At 40.6% G+C, this 24,616-nt stretch carries 23 protein-coding genes and 2 pseudogenes; 18 read left to right on the top strand and 7 right to left on the bottom strand.

Translation table 11 applies throughout. The features are described 5' to 3' along the window. The first annotated feature begins 3 nt into the window (after window positions 1–3). From QVC79_RS08475 to QVC79_RS08455, 6 genes and pseudogenes are all read left to right on the top strand, one after another. Window positions 4–1,629 (top strand): type I restriction-modification system subunit M, encoded by a 1,626-nt coding sequence (locus QVC79_RS08475; protein ID WP_270593374.1) that lies wholly within the window; start codon window positions 4–6, stop codon window positions 1,627–1,629. A 38-nt stretch (window positions 1,630–1,667) separates the two neighbouring features. Further along, window positions 1,668–3,134, top strand: coding sequence for a GNAT family N-acetyltransferase (locus QVC79_RS08470; protein WP_270593373.1), 1,467 nt, complete (start codon window positions 1,668–1,670; stop codon window positions 3,132–3,134). Beyond that, window positions 3,124–3,537, top strand: a complete 414-nt coding sequence (locus tag QVC79_RS08465) for an ASCH domain-containing protein (protein ID WP_270593372.1) — start codon at window positions 3,124–3,126, stop codon at window positions 3,535–3,537. The genes QVC79_RS08470 and QVC79_RS08465 overlap by 11 nt, the downstream gene beginning before the upstream one ends. A gap of 1 nt (window position 3,538) precedes the next feature. After that, window positions 3,539–3,664, top strand: a pseudogene (locus QVC79_RS08460) (Fic family protein); the annotation flags it as partial. Window positions 3,665–3,666: 2 nt separating this feature from the next. After that, window positions 3,667–3,795 carry a Fic family protein gene (locus tag QVC79_RS17765; protein WP_333562705.1) on the top strand — a complete coding sequence of 43 codons (129 nt, stop codon included), beginning with the start codon at window positions 3,667–3,669 and terminating at the stop codon, window positions 3,793–3,795. Between the two features lie 39 nt (window positions 3,796–3,834). Then, window positions 3,835–4,466: pseudogene (locus QVC79_RS08455) on the top strand (RhuM family protein); the annotation flags it as partial. A 115-nt stretch (window positions 4,467–4,581) separates the two neighbouring features. Here QVC79_RS08455 and QVC79_RS08450 read toward each other — a convergent pair. Beyond that, window positions 4,582–4,866: a hypothetical protein gene (locus QVC79_RS08450; protein ID WP_270593371.1), complete on the bottom strand. Its 285-nt coding sequence runs from the start codon at window positions 4,864–4,866 to the stop codon at window positions 4,582–4,584. A gap of 700 nt (window positions 4,867–5,566) precedes the next feature. Between QVC79_RS08450 and QVC79_RS08445 the strand changes: the two genes are divergently transcribed. Next, complete coding sequence (locus QVC79_RS08445; protein ID WP_270593370.1) at window positions 5,567–6,292, top strand: hypothetical protein; 726 nt, start codon at window positions 5,567–5,569, stop codon at window positions 6,290–6,292. Window positions 6,293–6,914: 622 nt separating this feature from the next. Next, window positions 6,915–7,265, top strand: coding sequence for a carboxypeptidase-like regulatory domain-containing protein (locus QVC79_RS08440; RefSeq protein WP_270593369.1), 351 nt, complete (start codon window positions 6,915–6,917; stop codon window positions 7,263–7,265). A gap of 788 nt (window positions 7,266–8,053) precedes the next feature. On the opposite strand, the gene QVC79_RS08435 is transcribed toward QVC79_RS08440, so the two are convergent. Then, a complete protein-coding gene (locus tag QVC79_RS08435) occupies window positions 8,054–8,275 on the bottom strand; it encodes a helix-turn-helix domain-containing protein (protein WP_124317061.1) in 222 nt (73 codons plus the stop codon). Window positions 8,276–8,583: 308 nt separating this feature from the next. Here QVC79_RS08435 and QVC79_RS08430 point away from each other — a divergent pair, with 308 nt between their 5' ends. Genes QVC79_RS08430 through QVC79_RS08415 form a run of 4 tightly spaced genes read left to right on the top strand, consistent with a single transcriptional unit; the run spans window position 8,584 to window position 14,490 of the window. Next, on the top strand, window positions 8,584–11,904 hold the full coding sequence (locus tag QVC79_RS08430; RefSeq protein WP_270593368.1) for a SusC/RagA family TonB-linked outer membrane protein: 3,321 nt from the start codon (window positions 8,584–8,586) through the stop codon (window positions 11,902–11,904). Between the two features lie 4 nt (window positions 11,905–11,908). Next, complete coding sequence (locus QVC79_RS08425) at window positions 11,909–13,432, top strand: RagB/SusD family nutrient uptake outer membrane protein (protein ID WP_270593366.1); 1,524 nt, start codon at window positions 11,909–11,911, stop codon at window positions 13,430–13,432. 10 nt (window positions 13,433–13,442) lie between these two features. Next, on the top strand, window positions 13,443–14,057 hold the full coding sequence (locus QVC79_RS08420) for a fasciclin domain-containing protein (protein ID WP_270593365.1): 615 nt from the start codon (window positions 13,443–13,445) through the stop codon (window positions 14,055–14,057). A gap of 10 nt (window positions 14,058–14,067) precedes the next feature. Further along, window positions 14,068–14,490, top strand: coding sequence for a hypothetical protein (locus QVC79_RS08415; protein WP_270593364.1), 423 nt, complete (start codon window positions 14,068–14,070; stop codon window positions 14,488–14,490). 127 nt (window positions 14,491–14,617) lie between these two features. On the opposite strand, the gene trmD is transcribed toward QVC79_RS08415, so the two are convergent. Continuing rightward, window positions 14,618–15,295 (bottom strand): tRNA (guanosine(37)-N1)-methyltransferase TrmD, encoded by a 678-nt coding sequence (gene trmD / locus QVC79_RS08410; protein ID WP_087420418.1) that lies wholly within the window; start codon window positions 15,293–15,295, stop codon window positions 14,618–14,620. A gap of 107 nt (window positions 15,296–15,402) precedes the next feature. On the opposite strand from trmD, the gene QVC79_RS08405 reads away from it, so the two are divergent. Continuing rightward, window positions 15,403–15,924, top strand: a complete 522-nt coding sequence (locus QVC79_RS08405; protein ID WP_270593362.1) for a GNAT family N-acetyltransferase — start codon at window positions 15,403–15,405, stop codon at window positions 15,922–15,924. Window positions 15,925–16,051: 127 nt separating this feature from the next. Here the strand turns inward: QVC79_RS08405 and QVC79_RS08400 are convergent, their stop codons facing one another. Genes QVC79_RS08400 through QVC79_RS08390 form a run of 3 tightly spaced genes read right to left on the bottom strand, consistent with a single transcriptional unit; the run spans window position 16,052 to window position 19,545 of the window. Further along, entirely contained in the window at window positions 16,052–18,175 is a 2,124-nt protein-coding gene (locus QVC79_RS08400) for a S9 family peptidase (protein ID WP_270593361.1), read from the bottom strand. Between the two features lie 22 nt (window positions 18,176–18,197). Then, a complete protein-coding gene (locus QVC79_RS08395) occupies window positions 18,198–18,965 on the bottom strand; it encodes an amidohydrolase (protein WP_124317054.1) in 768 nt (255 codons plus the stop codon). A gap of 31 nt (window positions 18,966–18,996) precedes the next feature. Then, on the bottom strand, window positions 18,997–19,545 hold the full coding sequence (locus QVC79_RS08390; protein ID WP_270593359.1) for a 1-acyl-sn-glycerol-3-phosphate acyltransferase: 549 nt from the start codon (window positions 19,543–19,545) through the stop codon (window positions 18,997–18,999). 194 nt (window positions 19,546–19,739) lie between these two features. Here QVC79_RS08390 and rplU point away from each other — a divergent pair, with 194 nt between their 5' ends. The 5 genes from rplU (at window position 19,740) to ruvC (ending at window position 22,767) form a co-directional block, all read left to right on the top strand. Beyond that, the gene (gene rplU / locus QVC79_RS08385; protein WP_270593358.1) at window positions 19,740–20,051 is read left to right on the top strand and encodes a 50S ribosomal protein L21; all 312 of its coding nucleotides are present in this window, start codon (window positions 19,740–19,742) and stop codon (window positions 20,049–20,051) included. Between the two features lie 32 nt (window positions 20,052–20,083). After that, window positions 20,084–20,344: a 50S ribosomal protein L27 gene (gene rpmA, locus QVC79_RS08380; protein WP_027200097.1), complete on the top strand. Its 261-nt coding sequence runs from the start codon at window positions 20,084–20,086 to the stop codon at window positions 20,342–20,344. A 138-nt stretch (window positions 20,345–20,482) separates the two neighbouring features. Continuing rightward, window positions 20,483–21,757, top strand: coding sequence for a serine--tRNA ligase (gene serS, locus QVC79_RS08375; RefSeq protein WP_270593357.1), 1,275 nt, complete (start codon window positions 20,483–20,485; stop codon window positions 21,755–21,757). A 101-nt stretch (window positions 21,758–21,858) separates the two neighbouring features. Then, window positions 21,859–22,164 (top strand): DUF4286 family protein, encoded by a 306-nt coding sequence (locus QVC79_RS08370; RefSeq protein WP_270593356.1) that lies wholly within the window; start codon window positions 21,859–21,861, stop codon window positions 22,162–22,164. A 48-nt stretch (window positions 22,165–22,212) separates the two neighbouring features. Further along, window positions 22,213–22,767: a crossover junction endodeoxyribonuclease RuvC gene (ruvC, locus tag QVC79_RS08365; protein WP_124318258.1), complete on the top strand. Its 555-nt coding sequence runs from the start codon at window positions 22,213–22,215 to the stop codon at window positions 22,765–22,767. Between the two features lie 132 nt (window positions 22,768–22,899). Here ruvC and QVC79_RS08360 read toward each other — a convergent pair whose 3' ends face one another. Further along, window positions 22,900–24,588, bottom strand: a complete 1,689-nt coding sequence (locus QVC79_RS08360; protein WP_270593355.1) for a tetratricopeptide repeat protein — start codon at window positions 24,586–24,588, stop codon at window positions 22,900–22,902. Window positions 24,589–24,616: the final 28 nt, after the last annotated feature.

Raw genomic sequence — 24,616 nt, 5'->3', positions numbered from 1 at the left:
TTAATGACAACAAGCAAACAAAGTGAATTGGGCAAGACCCTTTGGAATATAGCCAACAACCTGCGTGGCTCAATGATGGCGGATGATTTCCGTGACTATATGTTGTCGTTTCTCTTTTGGAAGTATCTTTCAGACAACTATATAAAGGCTGCACAGAAAGAACTTGGCACTGATTATCCAATAGCTACAGAAGAAAAACTGAAGAAATGGAAAGTAATGACCTCATTGCATATCTGGTATGAAGAATATAAGGATGACATATCCCTGTTTGAAAAACAGATGCGACGTAAGGTTCATTATGTAATCAAACCGAAATATTTGTGGGACAATATTGTAGAACTGGCAAGAATACAGAGCAATGATTTGCTTAGTACCTTGCAGGATGGTTTCAAATATATAGAAAACGAATCTTTTGAAAGTTCTTTCAAAGGTTTGTTCTCTGAAATCAATCTTGATTCCGAAAAGTTAGGCAAAAACTATACAGAAAGGAATAATCTTCTTTCCAAGGTTATCAAGACTATTGCCGATGGACTAATGGAATTCACCTCAGATTCGGATTCGCTTGGTGATGCGTACGAATATCTTATCGGGCAGTTTGCGGCAGGTGGAGGCCAGAAAGCGGGAGAATTTTATACGCCACAGATGATTTCTACTATTTTGTCACGCATCGTAACCTTGGATTGTCAAGATCCTACAATGGGGAAGAAAAATAGGATAAACAGGGTCTTGGACTTTGCCTGCGGTTCGGGGTCTCTACTGCTGAATGTACGTCATGAGATGGGCGACAATGGTATAGGCAAAATATATGGGCAGGAAAAAAATATAACCACTTACAACCTTGCCCGCATGAACATGCTTCTGCACGGGGTGAAAGATACAGAGTTTGAGATTTTCCACGGTGATTCGCTTATCAATGATTGGAACATCTTGAATGAACAGAATCCGTCGAAAAAGATAACATTTGATGCAGTTGTGGCAAATCCGCCATTCTCATTGCGCTGGGAACCGACAGAAGAGACAGCAAAAGATTTCCGTTTCAATAGATATGGAGTGGCACCAAAGTCAGCAGCAGACTTAGCCTTCCTATTGCATGGCTTTCATTTCCTAAGCGAAGAAGGAACAATGGCTATTATCTTACCGCATGGTGTGTTGTTCCGTGGTGGTAAAGAACTTGCAATAAGAAAAAAATTGATTGAAGATGACAACATAGATGCTGTAATAGGGCTGCCCGCCAATCTTTTCTATTCAACCGGCATACCTGTCTGCCTGATAGTATTGAAAAAATGTCGTAAGAATGACAAGGTGCTTTTCATCAATGCCAGTTCGGAGGAACATTATGAGAAAGGCAAGCGGCAGAACTATCTTCGCAATGAGGATGTGGATAAAATTGTTTCTACTTACCAGTATTGCAAGGAGGAGACACGTTATTCACGCCAAGTCTCGCTGCAGGAAATCAAGGAAAATGAATACAACCTAAACATTACCCGCTATGTAAACCTTTCAAAAGAGGAAGAACAGATAGATTTGCTGGCAGTGAACAAAGAATTGAAAAAGATAGATGAGCGGATAGAGAATGCTCGTAATCTACATAATAAGTTCTTGAAAGAATTGGGATTGCCAGAAATTTAAATTATGGTTAAAAACATATTTATTAAATAGTTATCGTGATGAATATACTATTAGACACAAATATCATTATTCCTTTAGAAGACACCAATAAGATATTGGATTCTTCATTTGCTGAGTTGCGTAAACGATCTACGGAACAGCAACATTGTCTGTATATTCATCCAATGCAGTTTGAAGATATCAACCGGGACAAAAATCAAGAGAGACGAGAAATTGTATTATCACGATTAAGACAATACTTACAAATAGAGAATCCTCCGATTCTTTCCGACAAAGAATGTAACGAGCTTGGTTTATCGCAATCCAATGACAATGATAAGGTAGATAATCATATTTTGTTCGCCTTATATCGTGGAGCCGTACATCTTCTCGTTACAAATGATGAAGGTATACACAAGAAAGCTTTGCGAATTGGTTTGCAGGATAAAGTATATCGATTAGAGCAGTTTTTACTTTTACTACAACGATATACGTCTCTCCCATTTTCTTTTGATTATACCGGTGTAAAAGAGCGTTTTTTATATGAAATAGACAAAAAACAATCTTTCTTCGAATCTTTGAGAAAATCGTATGATGGTTTTGATGAATGGTTCCAAAAGTGTGCTCAAGACAAGCGTAAATGTTGGTGTATAGAAGATGGAAGCAATAAAATCGTTGCTATCTGTATCTATAAACACGAGCTGGATGCTCGTCTTACTGATGATGGAGAGGTGATTCACGGACGTATCTTGAAGCTTTGTACTTTCAAAGTTGATGTAACAGCTAGAGGGAAAAAGTTGGGAGAACGACTCTTGTACATTGCATTCGATTACTGCGTCAAAAATAATTTGGATTGGGTATATTTACATACATTTGGAGAGGAACAAAAGACGCTTGTAGGACTTTGCCTAGACTATGGCTTTTATTGTCTAGGCAAATATAAACAAGATGATGTTTACATCAAGCCAATGAAATTATTGGATGATGATTGCAACAGTTTGGATTCTTTGATAAAGTATTATCCTTACTTCAAGGATAATGAATTCGTTCAAAAATTTATAGTTCCTATTCAACCTAAATATCACGAAGATCTTTTCCCAGACTTTAGTAGCATGAAAGGCTCTTTGTTCGAGAAGGATCAATCTTTATACTCTTGTCAGGGTAACACAATAAAGAAAGCCTATTTATGTCATTCTCGAATCAAATCTATTCAGAAAGGCGATATTATTCTATTCTACAGGAGCAAAGACCGCAAATCTATTCAATGTATGGGTATAGTTGAAAATGTCATATTTTCAGAGAATATTGACGAAGTATTTCCCACTATAGCCAAGAGAACCGTCTACAATTACTCGGATTTACAGAACATACTTAAGAAAAAAACTTTAGTAATATTATTCCGATACGTAGCTCTTAAAAAAGAAATATCCAATCGAGCAATAATCAATGCTAGTATAAAGGGATATATACAGAGTATTAGACAAATTAACAATGAACAATATTCAGAATTGATACATGAAAACTGAAACAATTATATTATCTATTCATCCAAGACATATTGAGAAAATATTATCCGGAGAAAAACTATATGAATACAGGAAACGCATTCCTATGAATATACGGTATATTGTCGTGTATGCAACAACACCAATCAAGATGATTGTTGCTGTTATTGAGGTAGAATCTATTATCAAAGGTACACCTGATGTTATATGGAATAAAACAAAAAAACATGCAGGAATCTCCAAAGATTTCTTCATAAACTATTTTACAAATCATCAGGATTCTTATGCAATTAAATTTAAAACCGTATTAAGATTAAAGACGCCAAAGTCTTTAATGTGCTTAGGCAATAATATTTGCGCTCCACAATCTTATACGTATCTTAAAGAACCATATGAAGAGCTATTTGATAAATTAGATTTGTAATATGCTAAATTTCGATGAATACATCCAACAAGGGAAGCCACAAAAACGTGAAAAAGGCTATGCGTGGCAAACGGTGATAAGACGTCAAGCTGTAGATGACTTGAAGCCCTCTGAGTATCTTATTCAGAAATGATGGCTGTCGTAGGACTAAAGAACCGTGAGAATTTTATGGAATACTCGCTTAATCCTGTCATAAAAGAAGGTTTTGTTACCATGCTGTACAAGCCTCAATCGCCAAAAGTATCTATTAACGGTTAATGGCTTAGCCATCTATAATTCTAAAAAAGTATCAAGAGGATGGAAGAAAATAATATATCCCCTATCCGCTCTAATTTTGAGCAGATAAAAAAGCAGTATGAAAGCGGTTCAGAGTATTGGACTTCTCGTGATTTGTGCGTTGCATTAGGTTATAGTACCTATCAAAAATTCACACGTACAATAAACAAAGCCATTGCGAAAGCCAACCATAAAGGACTTAATACAGTAGAGCATTTTAACCATACGGTTGAAATGGTCAAATTAGGTTCCGGCTCTTTCCGTAAAGTAGAGAATATGTATTTATCACGTATGGCGTGTCTGATGATTGCAGAAAATGCAGACGGAAAGAAACCACAAGTACAAATGGCAAGGGAATATTTCAGACAGGAAACGCCTACTACTAAATTACTCAGCAACAGTTTATCATCCAATATTGTACTCTACAAAACAAAGCAAGGAGAAACACGTATTGAAGTCATCTTCAACAATGAAACATTCTGAATGTCACAAAACGTATAGCTGATTTGTTTGGAGTGGATATACGACCTATCAGCTACCATCTTGGGCAGATTTATGAATCAGGCGAGCTTACCCAAAAGGCAACTATCTGAAAAATTAGGATAGTTCAATCGGAAGGAGAACGAGATGTAGAACGCACACCATTATTTTACACCACTTATTTATTCGGAATATCGGTAGTGTTCCTCAATCATTTGATAATGACAAACCCTACCCGAAAAATTAGAAAACTGAATCTATGCTATAATACACAGATTCAGTTTCTGTTCATTTTGACGACTCCATTGATTCTTGAATAATTCGCAAAGTTTCTTTCTTATACACCTTGCGGTCATATTCAAATCCCCTGCACATCCAACAGCTACACGGAGTTCCTGTAGTTTTATAAACTTGCGCCCATTTGTCTTTAGCCAATTCAAACCAATGAGGATGTTCATAATAGCTTCCATCCTCACAAATGATGCAATGACCATAAGCGGCATAAAGAAGCATGCGAGCCTTAAACACACGAGCCATTTGTTGGCGTCTCCAAAATTTGTTTCTTTTGTCCATCGTCTCTTTCTATTAAAGTTAGGATGAACAATGATGCTACTTTAGTGAGACTTAATATATCCATAGCATAATACCTTTAAATGTTATTCAGTTTGATGACGTAGAATCTCTTTATACCTTTTCGGGTACAAAGTTGGTACAAATATTCGATATTATATCAGTATGGGTATAATTTATAGGGATTTTGAGCTGCAAATATTACGGCTAAAACAAGTACAAATATAAGGATTCTACACTTTTTCAACTAATCGCCCCATTACACAACACTTTTCCAAGCGAATCCAATGTCTTGGTAGCAACTTCCGACAAGTATTTTGGATAAGTACGGAAAACAAGTGATTTTGCTTTAGAAAAATGCAAACGCTATCATATTGTTCATTAGTGCTATATGCACAATACAACAAACAACATACTATTTGTTATATGGGTAAAACCATTCCTCCCTACAGCATATATTCAAGGTTAGTTTGGCTATTCAAATGAAAAGTAACTTTACCTTATCTCCGTATTCATATATACGTGTATTAAAGCAAAGCTAACAGAGGGAGAAAAAAGATGGCTTCGCCAAGACCGGCACTAAACTAAATCTGGCGACTTTCTCTTTTGACTGCAAAAGAATACGAAATCCCGACTAACAAGCCTAACAAAATTTCATATATGAACTTTTATTCATATTTTTGTCCTCCAAAGAAACAAAATTATGGAAACAGTAGAAACATATAATAGAACCATTAGTTTACTAGATAAGTACACAAAGTTTATCAAGTCTATTAACACCGAAATTATTGATAACAATCTTACATTAGATAAATTAATAGAACTAAAATCAATACTGTCCGATATTAATAACATAATGACATTAATATCGACTCGTTCAATTGCAACAAAGTTATCAGACATATTATCATTTAAAAATGAAGATAGAGAACAAATATTTAATGATATTGATAAACAAAAGCCAAACACAAATGGGTTCGACATAAAAATTGACTCTCCTGTAAAAATATTAGTAGAAGTCAAATGTAATTCTCTAATCCACAACAAAAAATTTGGTGCTGCACAAATCAATGCAATTCTTGAAGATGCTAGAAAATTACGGTTAGAATCATCTCGACATATAAAGGCAAGTAAAAGTATTCAAGACACAAAAGATTATATTAAGATAATTGCTATTGTCAATTTTGGCAATAGGTCTGACGAAGATTTAACGTCTCAACTACTAAGAGAAACCAAGTGCAAAGAATCGACTAATTCTGCAAGAAAAGAACGAATGAAGGTGAAAAAGTTTTTAAGGCCATTATATTCACTCGAACAAATACATGAAATAACAGATTTAGACAACATTTACCTAACAGTTTTATCAATAAATGATCTAAAAAATGAGTTAGAGCGAATACGACGTGAATACAGTTTATCGCTCAAATAAAAAATCCGTGAATTAGCCTTCCATTTTGTAGCCCTAATCGGCAAAATTATCCCCGATATGATCTTTGCGGAATGGAGGTTTCGGGACAAAAGAGAGCGATTTCCCCCATTTACCCTCCGTTTTGAGACAAGCAACGAAGGAAAGCGTTAAATTTGCGATTTTTAACAAGAAAACAAGTAAATTTTTGAGGTACCTATCTTTTAAGCGGTAAACTATTGATAATCAATTCATCTAATATACAGCATCGAAAAATAGCACATCTCTAATCCATCACGAAAACTATTTATAATCTATATAAACTACCAAAGCTAAATAGCAAGGTGAAAGCATTTTTTATATGTCTTTTATATCATCGTGTAAATATTAGTTGCTCGTAATACATACAGGAATAATTACACGATTTTTTTGCGTATTCGACAATAATTACGTAAGCAATAAGCATGAAAACTGAAATATTAATATCTCCTACAAGTAACGAATTTTTAAAAATCATATATCTTGCAATATAGAAATACTTACGTCAAAATTTTGTTTTACGGATTAATTATCATAAATTTGATATGCATGCATTAAAGAAAGAAAACGCCAGGTGTTTGTTAGTAAAAATTTAAAACTTATTATCATGAAAACAAAATCATTAATCGTATTAATAACAAGCGTTATGATTGCAGTGATCACGTGTAGCTTCACGATGAAAAGTGATGTGAAATGGATAACTGTTTCCGGCTATGTTGACAACACCGATGGAGATGTTATAAGTCAGGTTGATGTGACTTGTACTTTAAACAGTAACAACGCCCTGTTAAGTAGAACAAAAACTGATCCAGAAGGGTATTACTCTATTCAAGTAAGACAATCAGAGTCTTGTACGCTAAGTTTTAGCCACGCTAACTATGTTCCACAAGACAAAATAGTGTCTTCTAGTAATGACATAGATGATATGAATGTGACATTACGTTCCCAAGAGGAATAAACCTACCCTTTAAACTTTTACCTTCCTCTGGAAATTCTAGAGGAAGTTTTAATTTTGCGGAATTCATATACAAATATACCCCAAATAAAGTACAGATAAGTACCAAATAATACCCCTCATTCAGAGTTCATTCGAAGATCAAACGTTGCTCATCCATGCCCGTATGAATAAACTCTGAATAATCTTCGAGAGATCAACGAAAAAGAGGCAGTTTCTCAAGAGCATTTCCATAATTTCTCTTACGGTTTTATACAACTGCTCAATAAGAATGGATATGTACTTTAGATAACTCCTTCCCCAACCTATCGTAAACTTAACTTTCAGCCCACCTTTCTCTATCCTTACACTAAGACATCAAGGGAATACAGACACGGCACTAACATAGCATATACATACATCAGAGTTCATACTATGTACTTGGTATGTTCATGCTATGTTCATGATCAAAAGAAAGGATAGTTCAACTTTAGCGAAAGTATTGACCATCTCTGAACCCAAAGTTACAAGCCGATCAACACCATCATAGCTATAAAATGGCAGAATATTTGATTTTTGTAAAAATATATTATATATTTGCAGAAGTTGAGAAATCAAGTGCGGATGAGTCCGCATAATATATTTGAAGTTATTGTATCGACCTAGTAAGTAAAATCGGCAAAATAATACTTTTCAGCGGGTTGTAACAGTAGTTTCATACTTTGGTATGAACTGTTGTATTCAAACTGCTGGAAAGGGTCTGCCGATACCTACTTACAGAATGGTATAACAGTTCTTTTTTTATTGATAAATTATAATGGGTCTTGTGGCAGAAAATCTTTAGGAGAACATTTAAGAACTTTAGCAATCTTATTTAGTTGATTGATATTATATTTTTTAGGACCATTTTCGAAATTACTAATAAATGTTCGAGTATATCCTAAAGTATAAGAAAGAGATTCTTGGGTATGCTTAGCCATCAATCTATATTCACGTACCTTAGCAATTACATATAAATCTATCTCTGTTTTCATATTTTGAAATTAACGTACGAATAAAGGGATATTTTAGACTCCATCCACCCAGCTATTAGGGAGTATTGTCGATTTAATTAAGAAGCAACAAGATATTATATAGAAGTTTTAACTTAATATGAATTAATTATTTACTCAAATATTACATAAAATGCAGTATCAACACAAATTGTCAAAATCTTTAAAAATACGCCCACCACCAAACGAGGGTAAGATCTCACTCTGAATTAAAAAAGAGGGTGCTCGAACACCCTCTTACAAAAACGAGACAAGCGTATTCGCCTGTCACTTAACTTAAATACAAAAGTATGAAAAAAATGGATTGTCGGCGCAAATCTATCCTGAATTTGCGTGTAGCCAGTATTATGTTTTTTGCGTTCTTCGCTTACGTCCCTTTGATGGTAAAAAGCGAGCCTTTGCAAGCGAATCCGATCCAACAGGATTCTATTGTCAAACATCTTATAAAGGGGAAAATCCTAAACAAGAAAAAAGGACCGTTGCCCGGTGTCACCGTGCGACTGGATAGCACTCTGATAGGAACCTCCTCGGATAATAACGGGAATTACCGGATATTCCTCCCGCTCAACAAGGGACGTCTTGTTTTTTCTTTTATCGGGTATAAAACAAAAACGCTTCCTTTCAGTAAGGCAGACACGTTACTGAATGTCATTCTAGAAGAGGACGTGTCCGAGCTTGATGAAGTACAAGTCATCGCCTACGGGGAACAATCACGCCGTAATCGTGTCGGTTCCATGTCTGTCGTGAAGGCTGACGAGATCAAGGATCTCCCCTCCCCTTCTATCAATAACCTTTTACAAGGCCGGGCGGCCGGGGTGGATGTCACGAACATGACAGGAGCCCCCGGTGGTGGCGGTTCCCCCATCGTTATCCGGGGATATAACTCGTTGGCTGTAGAGAAAGAACGTATCACCTCAGACCCGTTATGGATTATTGACGGGGTTCCCATGTTCAGCTACACCTCCGAGCTTACCGGGCTAAACACGATTGCCGAGATCGACACCAAGGACATCGAGTCCATCCAAATATTAAAAGATGCTGCCTCCGCGGCAATTTACGGTTCTCGTGCGGCAAACGGGGTAATTATCGTGACCACCAAAAAAGGACACCGGAATCAAGCTCCCACGTTCACGGTAAATATATCCCAAACATGGGTTACTCGCCCCTCGTTACCGGATATTACCACGGGAAACAGGGAACGAAGACACAGGATGCAAGCCATGGAAAATTACCGGGAGTCCGTTTATGATGAAGAAACGAACATGTACCGCCCTGTTCAATCCTACGAAGATTCTTACAAAAACAACAAGAACTACAATTTATTCTGGAACAACGGTGATGGACTGGATCTTCCCATCGTGCAAGATAGTTTGAACAAATTCTACAACAATTCCACGAACTTGTTCGATTACTATTTCAGAACCGGGAAAGTAACCGATGCCAATATCCAAATATCGGGAGGCTCCAACACGATCGCTTATCACGTCGGACTAGGATATTACTCGGAAACAGGCGTGCTGCGAAACACGGGATTTAACAGGGTTAAACTCATCACCAACTTGTTTATCAAACCCTCCGAGAGCGTTGAAAGTAACATCCGTTTTTACTTGGCTCGTACCGGACGAAACAGGGCGGGCAAAGGGCATGATGCCTACAATTTCTCCAATGACAGGAGTGACTTGGAAACCATTCCGGATGAATTGCTCTCGACCTCTACCCTCATGCCCGGTCCGGGAACGAAGGCTTTTGATGAAACGGTCCGACGTTTCAACGAGATTAAGGAGAAAAATGAATCTTACAGGTTAAGATCGTCGTTCGATCTGGCGTACACGATCGTGGAAGGCTTGAAACTGAAATCGTCTCTCGCTGTCGATTTCTCCATGCAAGACCAAAATATATTCATTCCCTCCGACCTGAACACGGATCTCAACAGCTACTCGGCAGGCAACAACACGATCAAGATGATGTGGTTAAACGAGAATCTACTCTCCTACAACAAGATTTTCGCTGACAATCATAGTGTTGACCTCCTTTTCGGTCTCTCGTTCCAAGGAGACATCGCCAAGGACAAGAGCGGATACGGCAAAGGCGCACCAAGTAACCTGATACAATACGTCACGTGGAGCGGTAACGTGTATGACACCGAGAAAGACCTGCAATTAAAGGATTTCAATTCCAGCCTAGAAAGAAGCACGATGGTAGGTATGTTCGGACGGGTAGCCTACAACTACAAACAGAAGTATTTCCTCTCCGTCACGCTCAGAAGGGATGCCAGCTCAAAGTTCGGGGAAAACACACGCTGGGGAACATTCCCATCATACGCTATTGCCTACACGTTCACCGAGGAACCGTACATGGATTGGGCCCGAGATTTTCTGGATTTCGGGAAAGTCCGATTAAGTTACGGGAAATCCGGGAAACAATTTGAATATCCTTATTTCGCTTTCGGGGTGTTAATAGTCAACAACGTTCCTTTTCACGGGAACCAAACCATAACCCCTTACTGGCCGGACGGATTAATAAATCCCAAATTAAGCTGGGAGGAAACCAAACAATTTGACGCGGGACTGGACTTGGAGTTTTTCGGTAACAGGCTGAGTTTCGAACTTGACTATTACTATCGATACACGGACAAGCTATTGGCGCAAGTCACCCTACCGGGAGATTATAATGCCTACATATCCCAATGGCAAAATGCTTACGCGATCTCGAATCAAGGAATTGAACTACAAATCAAGGCAGACTTCGTTCGATCGGAAAAACTGCACTGGGATTTCAGTTTTAATATTGCCCGCAACTGGAACCGATTTGAAAAAAGTAACAATGGCATGGACTTCACGAATCTAGCAAGCAAACATAATCTAAACATCATCGGGAAACCGTTGAATGGAATTTACGTCTATAACGACCAAGGATACTATAATTCACAAGATGAAGTGCCACTCTACTATGTCAACGGCAGACGGAAATATCTATCGTCCTTGGGAAACCAGATTTACACTCCCGGTGACCGACGAATACAGGATGTCGACGGGAATGGACAGGTTGCAACCATGGTTCCGCTTTTGGAAGACCGGGTATACGGGGGGTCCCCTCTCCCGCTCGCATTTGGAGGGATTGCCACGACACTCAAATGGAAAGGGATTGATGTAAACCTGTTATTCTCTTACAAGCTGGGAAGACACGTTTTGAACGCGGGAAGAGGAGCTTCTGTCGGTACGATCCTGAGAGCAAACACGGCAGAAATGATGGTCCCGATTCTAGCCGATCTTGACAAGGTTTCTTTCTGGCAGAAACCCGGTGACAATACCGATTTTCCGATCAACGAACTAGAGAACGGGAAGAATAATTTCGCCACGAATTTGAAAAGTAACGTGGAAAAAATCAATTATTTGAAACTAAAAAGTATCTCAATCGGGTACACGCTACCCGTATTCCCGAAACAATCCAAACATTACGCCCGTGTGTTCATGTCCGTGGAGAACGTGTTTACCATCACCAATTCTTCAAGCCCCGATCCGGAATCCATAGACATCGTTACCGGGGTTGACTCGAACAACAACTACCCCCTAGCGACAAGATATACACTAGGGTTAACTTTAAATTTATAAACACATGAAAAAACGGATATATATAATTTTGCTATTGCTCCCGTTAGCGAGTTGCAATGATATGTTCAAGAATTTCTTGAACGAAGAGCCCGAAACTCTCGTCACGAACACGAATTTCTGGAAAACGGAAAAAGACGTCGCGTCTGCCGTGTATGAACTTCACGTCATGTTCAGATCTTGGGGAGGATACGTTGAAACACGACTTTACCGGGACAGGGGTCTCCCGTTTGATTATCTCGGTTTGATCTGGAGAAATATCTCGGACAACGAGTTACAGAAGGATATGGACATAACAACAGCTCCAAGCTGGCGTGGCGAGTACCAAGCGATCGGGATGTGCAATTTCATTTTAGGCAACATTCACCGGGCAAAGATACCCGAAGAACGCATCAATTACTACAAAGGACAAGCGCTGACGATACGGGCTTACCTGTATTTCTATGTTCTACGCACGTGGGGCGATGCCGTGTTAATCACGAACGAAGAAGATGTTGGTGAAAAAGCCGTAACCCCGTGGCGGGAAATCATGGAAGTCGTGATAGATGATCTCGTTGAGGCCACGAAATTATTACCCCCGGTGAACGAGATGAAGGATGCCAATAACATCCCAGTGACAAGCAAACAAATCCCCTCAAGAGGAACGGCATTTGCCATTCTCGCTCATGCTTACGCTTGGCTGGCCGGATTCGGGGAGGAAACGGAATATTACCAGAAAGGTATCGAGGCAGCAACCGAGGTCATCCAATCCGGTGACTACTCGCTAGTAAACAATCCTCATGAAATCTGCGAAATCGTGTTACCCGGCAATAGTCAAGAAGGTATTCTTGAAATCGATTTCCTAAACCCCGAAGCGGTCAATCGGTCCGGGAATGGTTTGCCGGGTATCACACAAAAATGGCCGGCAGACCCGAACGCCACCCCCTCGACAAGGAGAACCTTGCTCCGTTTGAATAACGAGAGCGCCATGGCCATGTTTCCGGATAGGAATGACAAAAGACGGGAAGAATATTTCTACAAGCTGGATTCCATGGCAGAAATAAAAACCTCGATCACACAAGGTGCGGCGTATATTTACAAGTTCAGAAGACCGCTACTGCACACGAGTGGCAGCCAACTCGGTAAACTCTTGGGATATGACCTGAATGAAATCCTGATTCGTCTCGCGGATATATACCTGCTCCGGGCTGAAATGAGAGCGAAATCCGGTGATATTCCGGGAGCAATAGCCGACTTGAACGTGATCAGGAAACGAGCCGGGGCAAAAGAATATACCCCGGATGAAAACTTGGAAGAGGCAATTGCACTAGAAAGAGACAAAGAATTATTTCTCGAAGGGATATGCACGAGATATTTTGATATTGTCCGTAACAGGACATTCCGTGAAAAACTCAGGGGTAAATTCAAAACCCTCTCCGACCAAGACGTGAAAGACGGGGCTTTATTCTTCCCGATCTCTTTTGATGCCTTCCAAAACAACACCAAAATGACGCAAAATATTTACTGGAAAAGAAATGGATTCGCAATTTAAACAAAATAAGATGAGAACAATACTACTAATATGCATTACCGTCACCCTTCTCGCGAGCTGTGAAAAAGATTACCAGCATGACACCGGACTGGCGGACGGTTATCACGATTGCTCGATGATGGACTATTTGAGAAGTGATCACAACAACTGGGATTCGATCGTCGTTGCCATTGAATACGCGGGATTAACCGATATTTTCGAGGGAACAAATCCTGATTACAAGGAAATCACGTTTTTCGGCCCCACGAACATGAGTATCCGAAAATTCTTTCTCGAACAGACCGGAGAGACAATCTATCATTCCATCCGGGAAATACCCGTTGAACTGGTCAGGGATATGATTCTCGCTTACCTAGTCGAAGGGAAAAAGATGAAAGAGACGTTCGATTACGAGGTAAAATGGACACTCACGGGAGGAACGGAAGTGTATTCCTTGAATAACGTCAAGCTCCGGGTATATCGTACCCAATCCGAGTTTAACGGAATCCCCGACATCGGAGCGGAGGGGCTAAAAATTCATGCCGAAATCAGCGGGCAGATGGCAAGCATTGCTTCGGCTGACATAGAGACAAATAACGGGGTGGTACATTCCCTGTCAAACAGATTTACATGGGTTGAACTATAAAACGAATCGTATGAAATATATATGGATAATGATATTACTTTCCGCCCTATTATATGGCGGGTGTAAAGACGTAAAAGTCGGGTACTTGTTCACGCATAATGCAAAATACAATCCCGATTCAGTGGTGTTCAAGGCATATCTCGATGAGGCCAATGATGACGACGCTCACAGGAAGAAATTTGAGATCCCTTGGCAAAGCCAATCTCTTGAAGGAGTACAAGGCACGAACCCCATCCGTTATTCGATTGAAAGAATCGACTCGGATCATAATGGCCCGGAAATTCTAAGCCAGTTTTCCGCGGTTCAGAAAGGGATTATTCAATTACCATGGAATCACACCGTTCCTCAAGGTAAGTATATCATATCCTTACGAATCAGCAATGAAGGTTATAGTGTTGTGCTGGACTCTATGATTATAGTTATCATTAAATAAATGGATTATTATTAGAGTTTACCAGAGGGGGTACTATTGTGTAAAAACGTTCATTTTGATACAATAGTACTCCTTAATATAGACGACCTCTGCCAAAATAAGCGGGATTTACACACAAAGCCCACAACTATTCATCCAGCAAATCCGGACGCAAAGCCCTCGTCCGTTCCAATGCTTGTTGCTCCTGCCATTCGTCAATCAAGGCATGATTACCGGATAACAGAACTTCCGGTACCCGCCACCCGTTAAATTCAGCAGGACGCGTGTATACAGGCGGGGCTAACAAGTTATCTTGAAAAGAATCGGTCAAGGCAGAAGTTTCATCCCCCATGGCTCCCGGCAACAGGCGTACAACGGCATCCGTCATGATACAGGCAGGTAACTCACCGCCCGTCAACACGTAATCACCCACGGATATTTCCCTCGTAATTAGATGTTCACGCACCCGGTGGTCCACCCCCTTGTAGTGTCCGCAAAGAATCATGATATTCTCTTTCAACGACAATTCGTTTGCCGTCTTCTGGTTAAAAACAGGAGCATCCGGAGCCGTATAGATAATCTCGTCATAATGCCGCTGGGAAGTCAACTCGTTGATACAATCAAAAATAGGCTGAACTGCCATCACTAACCCGGCATCACCCCCGAAAGAATAATCATCCACCTTCCGGTGTTTATCTTTCGACCAATCCCGAATGTTGTGAATATGGATTTCCACGATTCCCTTTTCTTTCGCCCGTTTAATAATCGAGTGATTCAAAGGGCTTTCCAGCAATTCCGGCACTACACTTAATATATCGATACGCATGACTAAACAATTGAAAGTTGAAAAATGAAAATTGAAAATGACTTTTCAAATTCGGTACAAAGATAGTAATTTATTTATCTTTGTCTGTATATTTAAAAACGACGAAAATGGTTATTGAAAAAGGTGTACACGCAGATATTGATGAACTGGCACGGCTATACGATGATTTAAATGATTTTCTGGACTCGGATATAAATCACCCCGGATGGATCAAAGGGGTATATCCCGTTCGGCAAATCGCAGAAACTGGAATTAACGAACAGCACCTTTACGTGGTAAGGCTGGAAGGACGAATTATCGGTTCAATCATTTTAAATCATCATCCGGAACCGGCATACGGTCAAGCACCTTGGGGAATAGAGTCAGATTACAGCAAAATATTCGTGATTCACACACTCGTGGTTCACCCCGATTTCCTAAAAGCGGGTGTAGGAAAAAAACTAATCTCTTTTGCCTGTGAGCTAGGAAAAAAGCTACACATGAAAGCGATCCGGCTCGATGTATACGAGAACAACATTCCCGCCATCAAACTATATGAAAAATTCGGCTTTAACTATATCGACACAGTTGATTTAGGCTTGGGTGACTACGGACTACACAAATTCTGCCTTTACGAAAAGATACTATAAATGGAGAGGGTGTGTCAAAAGGCATTTTTCAAACTCCCTCCCCCCTTCGGGGTACTCCCTCTATAAACAGAGGGAGAGCTGAAATACCTTTTGACACACCCTCCCATTTTCAATTCTCCATTTTCAATTATTTCAAATAATCCTCGAAATAATTCGTTACTTTCTGCATCAGATGAATCCGATCCCGTCCCATCACGTTATGCTCGGCACACGGGTAAGGGAAGTAATCCACCTGCACGTTATTCTTGATACACTCCCGGATAAAGCTCAAACTCTGTTCCCAAACCACAACCGGGTCAACAGCTCCCTGGCAGATCAACAACTTACCTTTCAGATCTTTTGCCTTGGCGATTAAGCTCGTTTTAGCATATCCTTCCGGGTTCTCCTGCGGGGTATCCATGTAACGTTCCCCGTACATCACTTCATACCATTTCCAGTCGATTACGGGACCTCCGGCAACGGCCACTTTATAAATGTCAGGATAATTAGTAATCAACGAAATGGTCATGAAACCACCGTAACTCCAACCATGAACCCCGATACGATTCGCGTCCACCCACGGGAAAGATTTCAACCACTCGATTCCCTTCACCTGATCTTTCATTTCAACCTGTCCGCATTGACGGTGAATAACATCCTCGAAAGCCTTACCGCGGTTCGGCGTACCATGATTATCGATCACGAATACCACGTAACCATGTTGAGCCATATACATTTCCCACATCCGCAAGGAAGCATTCCACGTATTGGTTACCAACTGTGAATGAGGCCCACCATACACGTAATGAATCACGGGATATTTCTTGTTCGGGTCAAAATCCATCGGTTTAATCAAACGATAGTATAAATCACTACCATCATCTGCCTTAATCTTACCCAACGTGATCTCCCCGAAATTATAATCCTTATTCGGGTTCTCCACTTCCTGCAAACGACGTACAACCTTTCCGGTATTCATCGTCAGATCCACGTTACGAGGTACTTTGATGCTATTATAATTATCAACGAAATAAGCACAGTCACCACTCATCGTGATATTGTGCCATCCTTCTTCCGTTGTCAAACGGTTTTTCTTCCCGCTCTTTACCTCTACCCGGAAAAGTTGTTTCTCCACCGGAGAGATTTCCGATGAAAGATAATATACATATCTCCCAGCAGGATCAATAGCCACGAATTCCACGTCTGCATCCACATCTGTTAGACGACGAATTAATTTACCGTTCACATCGTGCAGGTAAAGGTTCATGAATCCATCCCGGTTATTCGTAGAATAAATAAATTGTTTCGGGTTGTTAGCCAAGAATACCAAACCGCTTTGCGGTTCCACGTAAGTATTGGACTTTTCCTCGAATAAGGTAGCGATCAATTTACCCGTTGACGCATCATATTTATTCAAACGCATATGATTTTGTCCCCGGTTAAGCACCTGAACATATACCATATCAGACTCCGGAGCCCAAGTAATTCCCGTCAGGTATTGTTCACGACCAAAATCATTCGCATCCAAAAAAGTCGTCTTAGCAGAAGCTATATCATAAACCCCAAGACTCACCAACTCGGATTTCATTCCTGCCATGGGATACTTAATCTCCTTTAACTCGCCCGTGCGGGTATTGATATCTAGCAACGGGAAATTCGTTACCTGACTTTCGTCTTTACGGTAAAATCCCAGTTTCTTTCCGTCCGGAGACCAAAAAATACCACCCGTAATTCCGAATTCATTCCGGCTAACCACCTGCCCGTTCACGATATTCTTGTCCTCGTCTGCGGTAACGGTATAACTATTCCCACGTTCGTCCATGTAATACAAGTTATTATCGATCGTGTAAGCATACATATTACCCGCTTTAGAATAAGTCTCGTTAGCAGCCCCTTTCGGGAAAGTAAATTTCTGTTTCACTTGTTTCTTAGCAACATCAATATGGTAGATACTCCCTTGACGAGCTATCACCAAAGTGTTATCATCCAACCAAGAAAAATTAGGGAATCCTCTCAACTCGGCTCCCAAAATACTATTCAATTCCGCCACAGTGAGCAGCACACTCTTTTCACCTTTATTAACAGACTCACCCATCAAACCTTCCCGGTCCAGATAGGTCAACTGATTCTTGTCGCCTTGCCATTGAATATACTTGGACCGGGGATATAAATGATACCCTACCACGGCCTCTTCCATGGTTAAAACCTTCTTTTGAGCGCTTAAATCGAACATCATACTTAATCCGATTATTGCCAAAAACATCCTTTTCATGCTTTACTTTTAGCTGTTATTATTAATCTTCAATTGTAAATTCATCCCGATCTTCCAACACGGGGAACTTCTCACGAAATTCCCGTAAAGCTTTCAAATCAATATCCACCTGTTTCACCTCGTCGGCAAAAGGTTCGCAAGCGACCAGCACGTCCCCTTTAGGAGAGATGACCGCTGAATCACCGGAGTAACTCAAGCCAACCCCGTCCTCGCCCACTCGGTTCACCCCGATCACGTAACATTGATTCTCAATTGCCCTAGCCATCAACAAGATCTGCCACGGTTGTCTTCTCGCTTCCGGCCAGTTGGCCACGTACACGGCCAGATCGTACCCGCACGTGTTACGACTCCACACGGGGAAACGCAAATCATAACAAATAAATGGAGCTATTCTCACCCCCTGATAATCAAACACCAACAACTCGTCTCCTGCCGTGAAATGCTCTTTCTCCTCTCCCATCGTGAACAAGTGTTTCTTGTCATAATGCAAGATTTTACCATCCGGGAAAGCCACCAGCAGACGGTTGTAGTAATGTTCATCCTCGAAATAAACAGTCGATCCCATGATCAACGCATCCTTTTCTCTGGCCCATTCCTGCATACACTGGTAAACAGCCTCGTAAAAAGGTGCCACCCGCTCTTTCCCTTTCATGGTAAACCCCGATGCGAACATCTCGGGTAAAACGATCACGTTAGCTCCTTCTATCGCCGCTATCCGCTTGTTAAAAAGCTTCAGGTTCACCGGCACATTCTCCCATTCCAAGTGTGCCTGTACGATCGCAACATTCATATATACTATTTATTTATAATACTAATTTCTTTTAATCACCCGCGGAAAAGTTTTCCGGGTGACGCGGGTTCGCATCCTTGTATGTTGACATGATGTATTTCAAATCCGCATCCGGATCACCCGTCGGTTCAAACCGGGGGCCCCACGTGCAATATTTATCCTTGTAATCAATACGTCCCAGATACACCGGAACCCCGGCCTCCTTAGCAATCACCAGAAATCCCTTTTTCCATTTCTTCCGTTTCTTCCGGCTTCCCTCCGGGGTTATGGTCAAATACATTACATCCCGTTTTTTGAATTCCTCCACCATTCTCTCCACGATATGATTCTCCTTATTTCCCCGATCAACAGGAATCACGTTCAAAGCCCTCAATATCGGTCCCAACGGGAAAAAGAAAAACTCCTTTTTCATCAAAATATAAGTAGGAACTCCTTGACTTATAAAAGTCAGCTTTCCCCAGATAAAATCCATGATGGAAGTGTGCGGTACGGATATAACCACCGCTTTTTTATCCTCAGGCAAACCACCCTTGAGTTTCCACCCGAATATCTTCAATATCAGCCGTGCAATATATTTCATAACCATTCTGTTTTCTGAAATCCCGTCAAAGTTAGTGTTTTTTGAGGAAAGATAAAATTATTGATAAAACTTCGGTAAACTATTGGTTCGTACAAAAACAATTATTACTTTTGCCGAGCGAAAATTTAACCTCAGGGGTACAACAAGTGGAAGAATCCCACCCCACGGTATTAACTTAATAATGAAATAGAACAATGTACGCAATTGTAGAAATCGCAGGACAACAATTCAAAGTTGAAAAAGACCGTAAAGTCTATGTTCACAGACTGACTGCAGAAGAAGGCGCTCAAGTTGAATTCGACAAGGTGCTTTTAGTAGACAACGAAGGTGACATCAAAATCGGAACTCCGGTTGTAGAAGGAGCTAAAGTTACGGCAAAAGTATTATCTCACCTGAAAGCTGACAAAGTAATAGTTTTCAAGAAAAAGAGAAGAAAAGGATATTGTAAGAAAAACGGTCATCGTCAATGTATGACCCAGATTCAAATCGAAGCTATCAACGCTTAATTTATTTTGTAACTTCTAAAATTTAAAACGATATGGCACACAAGAAAGGAGTCGGTAGCTCTAAGAACGGTCGTGAATCAGAAAGTAAACGATTAGGAGTAAAGGTATTCGGCGGACAATTTGCTAAAGCAGGTAATATCATCGTTCGTCAAAGAGGAACAGTACACAACCCGGGATTAAACGTGGGTATCGGTAGAGATCATACCTTATTCGCATTGATCGACGGAAAAGTTGTTTTCAGAAAAAAACAAGACAACAAATCTTACGTTTCTATTGAGGCTATCGCTGAATAAGTAGAAAAATGAATATATTTAAGCTCCTGTCCTTACAAAGTACAGGAGTTTTTTTTATTTTTACGCCTCGAAACAAGAACATCCGTGTTCCCGTTTCGATGATTTAAAATTAAAATCTAAAATTTAAAATTACCAGAGATGCTAAACCTTAAATTTATTCAGGAAAACAAAGACACGGTCATTCGGAAATTAGCCGTGAAAAACTTTGATGCCAAGGAATTAGTTGAGAAGATTATCGCTCTCGACAACGAGAGAAAGAATTTACAAAAAGAATCGGATAACAAGCAATCCGAAATGAATAGCATCTCCAAGCAAATCGGTTCCTTGATGAAAGAAGGGAAAAAAAAGGAAGCCGAGCAAGCAAGGGCTAATACAACCCGTCTGAAAGAAGAGATTGCAGCCTTGACTGCCCAACATAATAGCACCCAGAACGAGTTGAACTCACTCATCGTTCGTTTACCGAATTTACCACATGACTCCGTACCTCCCGGAAAGAGTGATGCGGACAACGTGATCGTGAAAATCTGTGATAACGTGCCTGCCCATGAAGAAGGACAACTTCCCCACTGGGATCTGGCGAAAAAGTATCAGTTGATTGATTTCGAAGTAGGTGTGAAGATCACGGGTGCCGGATTCCCCGTCTACAAAGGGTTGGGAGCCCGTTTACAAAGAGCCTTGATCTACTTCTTCTTGGAAGAAAACACCAAAGCGGGCTATCAAGAAGTGCAGCCCCCGCTTGTCGTTAATGAAGATTCTGGCTTCGGTACCGGTCAGTTGCCCGATAAAGACGGACAGATGTATTACGTGAACGAGGACAAACTATATCTTATCCCCACGGCAGAAGTGCCTGTAACCAACCTTTACCGGGATATGATCGTGGATGCAGACCAGTTACCGATCAAGAACACGGCTTACTCCGCCTGTTTCCGCCGGGAAGCCGGATCATACGGAAAAGACGTACGCGGGTTGAACCGCCTGCACCAGTTCGATAAAGTAGAGATCGTGCAGATCACCCGCCCGGAAATGTCTTACGAGGCTCTCGACGGTATGGTAAAACACGTGGAAGGACTGTTAATCAAGTTAGGATTACCTTATCGTATCGTACGTCTATGCGGTGGTGATTTGAGCTTCACCTCTGCCCTAACCTTCGATTTTGAAGTATATTCAAAAGCACAGGATCGTTGGCTGGAAGTCAGTTCTGTTTCCAATTTCGAAGAGTATCAGGCAAACCGTCTGAAACTACGTTTCCGGGATAAGGGAGACAAGAAAACGACCATGGTACACACACTGAACGGTAGCGCCCTAGCATTACCGAGAATCGTGGCCTCCTTGCTGGAGAACAACCAGACTCCGGAAGGTATCCGGGTACCGGATGTACTCCGTGGGTTTATGGGTACCGACTATATAAGATAAAAACTGAAAACTAAAAGATAAAAGTTAATCCTTCACGGATCTTTTATCTTTTAGTTTTTAACTTTATCCTTTAGCCCTTAGTTTTTATCTTTTAGCTTAATATGCGCTTTATATACAACACGACATTCAGTATTGACGAAAACATTGCAGAAGAATTCATTCAGGTCATCCGGGGTGGGTACATCGCTTATCTCAAAGGTAAAAACCTTTGTAATGACATACTATTTACCCGTGTCATGATTCGTGAAGGAGAAGGCCTGTCCCTATCTCTACAACTCATATTCCCTTCTGCCGAAGAATACGCCATCTTTATAGAAAACTACAAGGACAGGTTATTGCACATGCTGGTAGATGTGTTCGGAGAGAACCTTTTATATTTCAGCACGACACTCGAAGAGATAGAATAATCAAGATTCAGGCAAATTTTCGCTATATTTGTAATCTAAAACTGATAGATGGAAAAACTAATCATGGGGATAGACCCCGGTACAAACTTCATGGGATATGCAATTCTTAGGACAACCGGAAAGAATTGCAAACCGGAACTTGTCGTGTCGGGAGTCGTTGACATGAAAAAAATGACCGATCCGTATCTCAAACTGCAAAGAGTATTTCAACGCACACTGCAAGTCATTGATTCTTACCATCCGGACGAATTGGCCATCGAATCACAATTCTACGGTAAGAACATCCAGTCTATGCTGAAACTCGGACGGGCACAAGGTGTAGCCATCGCAGCCGCTCTACAACGGAATATTCCCATTTTCGAATATGCCCCGAAGAAAATTAAAATGAGCATCACGGGAACAGGAGAGGCCTCCAAAGAGCAGATCGCCCTTTTGCTAGGCAAATTCATGACTATACCGACCACCATTTCCACCTTGGATGAAACGGATGCCATCGCCATCGCCTATTGCCACCACCTACAAGGCAACTTACCCACCACGGGAAACTCCAAATGCAAGGACTGGGGTGACTTCATCAAACAGAATCCGGACAAGGTTTTGTAAAACAATAAATTGTTTCACAAAGTTACAAGTTAACAGGTTACAGGTTCGCCATAACTTGTAACTTGCAAACTTGTAACAAATCGGGCCGTAGCTCTCGCTACGGCCCGATTTAAAATGCAAAGTCAAACAATTTTAATCAACAATATCCAAATAAATACTTTCTTGAGCGTAAGGATAAAATTCTTTATCAGTACTTGCCCTCTCTTTCAATTGCGGGTCAAGTTGTATAGCTTTCTGTAAAGCAACAGCCATTGCCTGTACATCTTTTACTCTTGCTGCAGCCACGGCCATCATGTAATACTCGTACCCTTCTGTCAGATTCAACTTCTTCAAAGTCTCCAAGGCAGCACGATTATCATTAGCCATCAACTGAGCGTAAGCCAGATTCACATTCGGCATCGCTTTCAAGTAAGGAATAGCTTTATTATACTCTTTATCTTTCAATAACAACATACCCAAGTTATACTTCGCCTCATTCTTTATAGACGCTTTCGTATACATATCTTTAGCCTGAGTATTATTCCCTTCATTTTGATAAACAATCCCAAGATTATTCAGCACTTCCGGTTTTTGATTAATTACAGCTGCCGATTCCAGTAACTTTTTAGCTTTTCTGTAATCCTTGTTACGGATAGCGATGACAGCCAAATCATTCAACAAATTTACATCCGTACGAGCTGACAAAACTGAAATCTCTTGTAATTGAGGTACGTAATAAGTTGTCACCTGATCCTCCACCTGCATCACTTCGGGCACGGTATAGAAAACGTAGAAATCAGCCCGCCGCAATGTCGGAAGAATCACATCTTTCAATTCCGGTACAGTCTTAATATATGATTCCAAAACAGCCTCCCGTTTCTGTAAATTCGGGGCATTCTGCAAATCCTTCACGATTTGTGCTTTATTCTTTAAGTTGGAATCATTCAACAACATATACAGACCTTCCCAATTCTCGCTCACCGTATTGGAAACGATAAATTTAGTATCTTTTGCCATCGGCGTGTTAGCCAATCCTAAATCTTTCATGAAATAAGCCTTGGCCGTATTGAAACGATTCGTGGTCAAGTTCTTGTTTAATCTTTCCGGTCCTTCCGGGGAGCTGGAAACGTACATTAACATATTGGTAATCTTGGCATTTTTGTCTGCCAGAATTTTCTTCATTTCTTGAGCAGCCTGTGCCATGACAGACGATTTTTTCTGCGCATCTGTAATCACTGATTTAGATAACGGGAATAACACATACCCGCTAATGATTCCCACACCTGTTGCCGGAACATCTTTCACAAAAGTTTCAGTAAACAAAGGAATTGCATCCGGATTGTTCGGTAGAGAATACATATATGTTTTCCATTCCTTTACCCCATTCGTATTTAATATAGCCGGAGTAAACTCAACAGTTTTATTTCCCATGATCGCCTCAATATCAGCGATTAGTACCCCTTTTTGCATACCGTCACGATAAGGGAATGATAAATTATAAGTTCCCAGCGTGTTTCCTTTATATTCCACCACCGGATAATTTGTTCCCTTCACCTTCTCACCTTGGAAATAAAGCGGTTCCATCGCTTCTTCCCCACCGGGATATTGCATTTTAGGAGTCACTTTCAAAATTAACTTTTTATAAAACTGCTTGGGAGCAAAAGCAATATTATAATTAAAATTCACAACCCCATCCACCGCAGTCAACTGCTGAGGAGAAACTTTCCCCACAATTGCCGTTTCGATGGCCTCTCTCTCCAACTTCTTCATGGTATTACACCCCACCATCAAGAAAGAGAGCATCAAAATAACTCCACTCGTTATCAAAGATAATTTTCTCATAGTTCTCTTTTTTTGCGTTTAACTTATT

The sequence above is a fragment of the Butyricimonas sp. genome (assembly GCF_019423355.1).
Taxonomy (GTDB): domain Bacteria; phylum Bacteroidota; class Bacteroidia; order Bacteroidales; family Marinifilaceae; genus Butyricimonas; species Butyricimonas faecihominis.
This window is presented reverse-complemented; position numbering and strand designations above follow the sequence as displayed.

Bases quoted from the DNA above. Each gene is read 5' to 3' on its own strand.
- serS (WP_270593357.1), top strand. From the start codon at position 20,483: ATGCTAAACCTTAAATTTATTCAGGAAAACAAAGACACGGTCATTCGG.
- QVC79_RS08440 (WP_270593369.1), top strand. From the start codon at position 6,915: ATGAAAACAAAATCATTAATCGTATTAATAACAAGCGTTATGATTGCA.
- QVC79_RS08370 (WP_270593356.1), top strand. From the start codon at position 21,859: ATGCGCTTTATATACAACACGACATTCAGTATTGACGAAAACATTGCA.
- rpmA (WP_027200097.1), top strand. From the start codon at position 20,084: ATGGCACACAAGAAAGGAGTCGGTAGCTCTAAGAACGGTCGTGAATCA.
- QVC79_RS08395 (WP_124317054.1), bottom strand. From the start codon at position 18,965: ATGAATGTTGCGATCGTACAGGCACACTTGGAATGGGAGAATGTGCCG.
- QVC79_RS08400 (WP_270593361.1), bottom strand. From the start codon at position 18,175: ATGAAAAGGATGTTTTTGGCAATAATCGGATTAAGTATGATGTTCGAT.
- QVC79_RS08445 (WP_270593370.1), top strand. From the start codon at position 5,567: ATGGAAACAGTAGAAACATATAATAGAACCATTAGTTTACTAGATAAG.
- QVC79_RS08475 (WP_270593374.1), top strand. From the start codon at position 4: ATGACAACAAGCAAACAAAGTGAATTGGGCAAGACCCTTTGGAATATA.
- QVC79_RS08390 (WP_270593359.1), bottom strand. From the start codon at position 19,545: ATGAAATATATTGCACGGCTGATATTGAAGATATTCGGGTGGAAACTC.
- QVC79_RS08420 (WP_270593365.1), top strand. From the start codon at position 13,443: ATGAGAACAATACTACTAATATGCATTACCGTCACCCTTCTCGCGAGC.
- trmD (WP_087420418.1), bottom strand. From the start codon at position 15,295: ATGCGTATCGATATATTAAGTGTAGTGCCGGAATTGCTGGAAAGCCCT.
- QVC79_RS08470 (WP_270593373.1), top strand. From the start codon at position 1,668: ATGAATATACTATTAGACACAAATATCATTATTCCTTTAGAAGACACC.
- QVC79_RS08435 (WP_124317061.1), bottom strand. From the start codon at position 8,275: ATGAAAACAGAGATAGATTTATATGTAATTGCTAAGGTACGTGAATAT.
- QVC79_RS08405 (WP_270593362.1), top strand. From the start codon at position 15,403: ATGGTTATTGAAAAAGGTGTACACGCAGATATTGATGAACTGGCACGG.
- rplU (WP_270593358.1), top strand. From the start codon at position 19,740: ATGTACGCAATTGTAGAAATCGCAGGACAACAATTCAAAGTTGAAAAA.
- QVC79_RS08450 (WP_270593371.1), bottom strand. From the start codon at position 4,866: ATGGACAAAAGAAACAAATTTTGGAGACGCCAACAAATGGCTCGTGTG.
- QVC79_RS08360 (WP_270593355.1), bottom strand. From the start codon at position 24,588: ATGAGAAAATTATCTTTGATAACGAGTGGAGTTATTTTGATGCTCTCT.
- QVC79_RS08465 (WP_270593372.1), top strand. From the start codon at position 3,124: ATGAAAACTGAAACAATTATATTATCTATTCATCCAAGACATATTGAG.
- ruvC (WP_124318258.1), top strand. From the start codon at position 22,213: ATGGAAAAACTAATCATGGGGATAGACCCCGGTACAAACTTCATGGGA.
- QVC79_RS08425 (WP_270593366.1), top strand. From the start codon at position 11,909: ATGAAAAAACGGATATATATAATTTTGCTATTGCTCCCGTTAGCGAGT.
- QVC79_RS08415 (WP_270593364.1), top strand. From the start codon at position 14,068: ATGAAATATATATGGATAATGATATTACTTTCCGCCCTATTATATGGC.
- QVC79_RS17765 (WP_333562705.1), top strand. From the start codon at position 3,667: ATGATGGCTGTCGTAGGACTAAAGAACCGTGAGAATTTTATGGAATAC.
- QVC79_RS08430 (WP_270593368.1), top strand. From the start codon at position 8,584: ATGAAAAAAATGGATTGTCGGCGCAAATCTATCCTGAATTTGCGTGTA.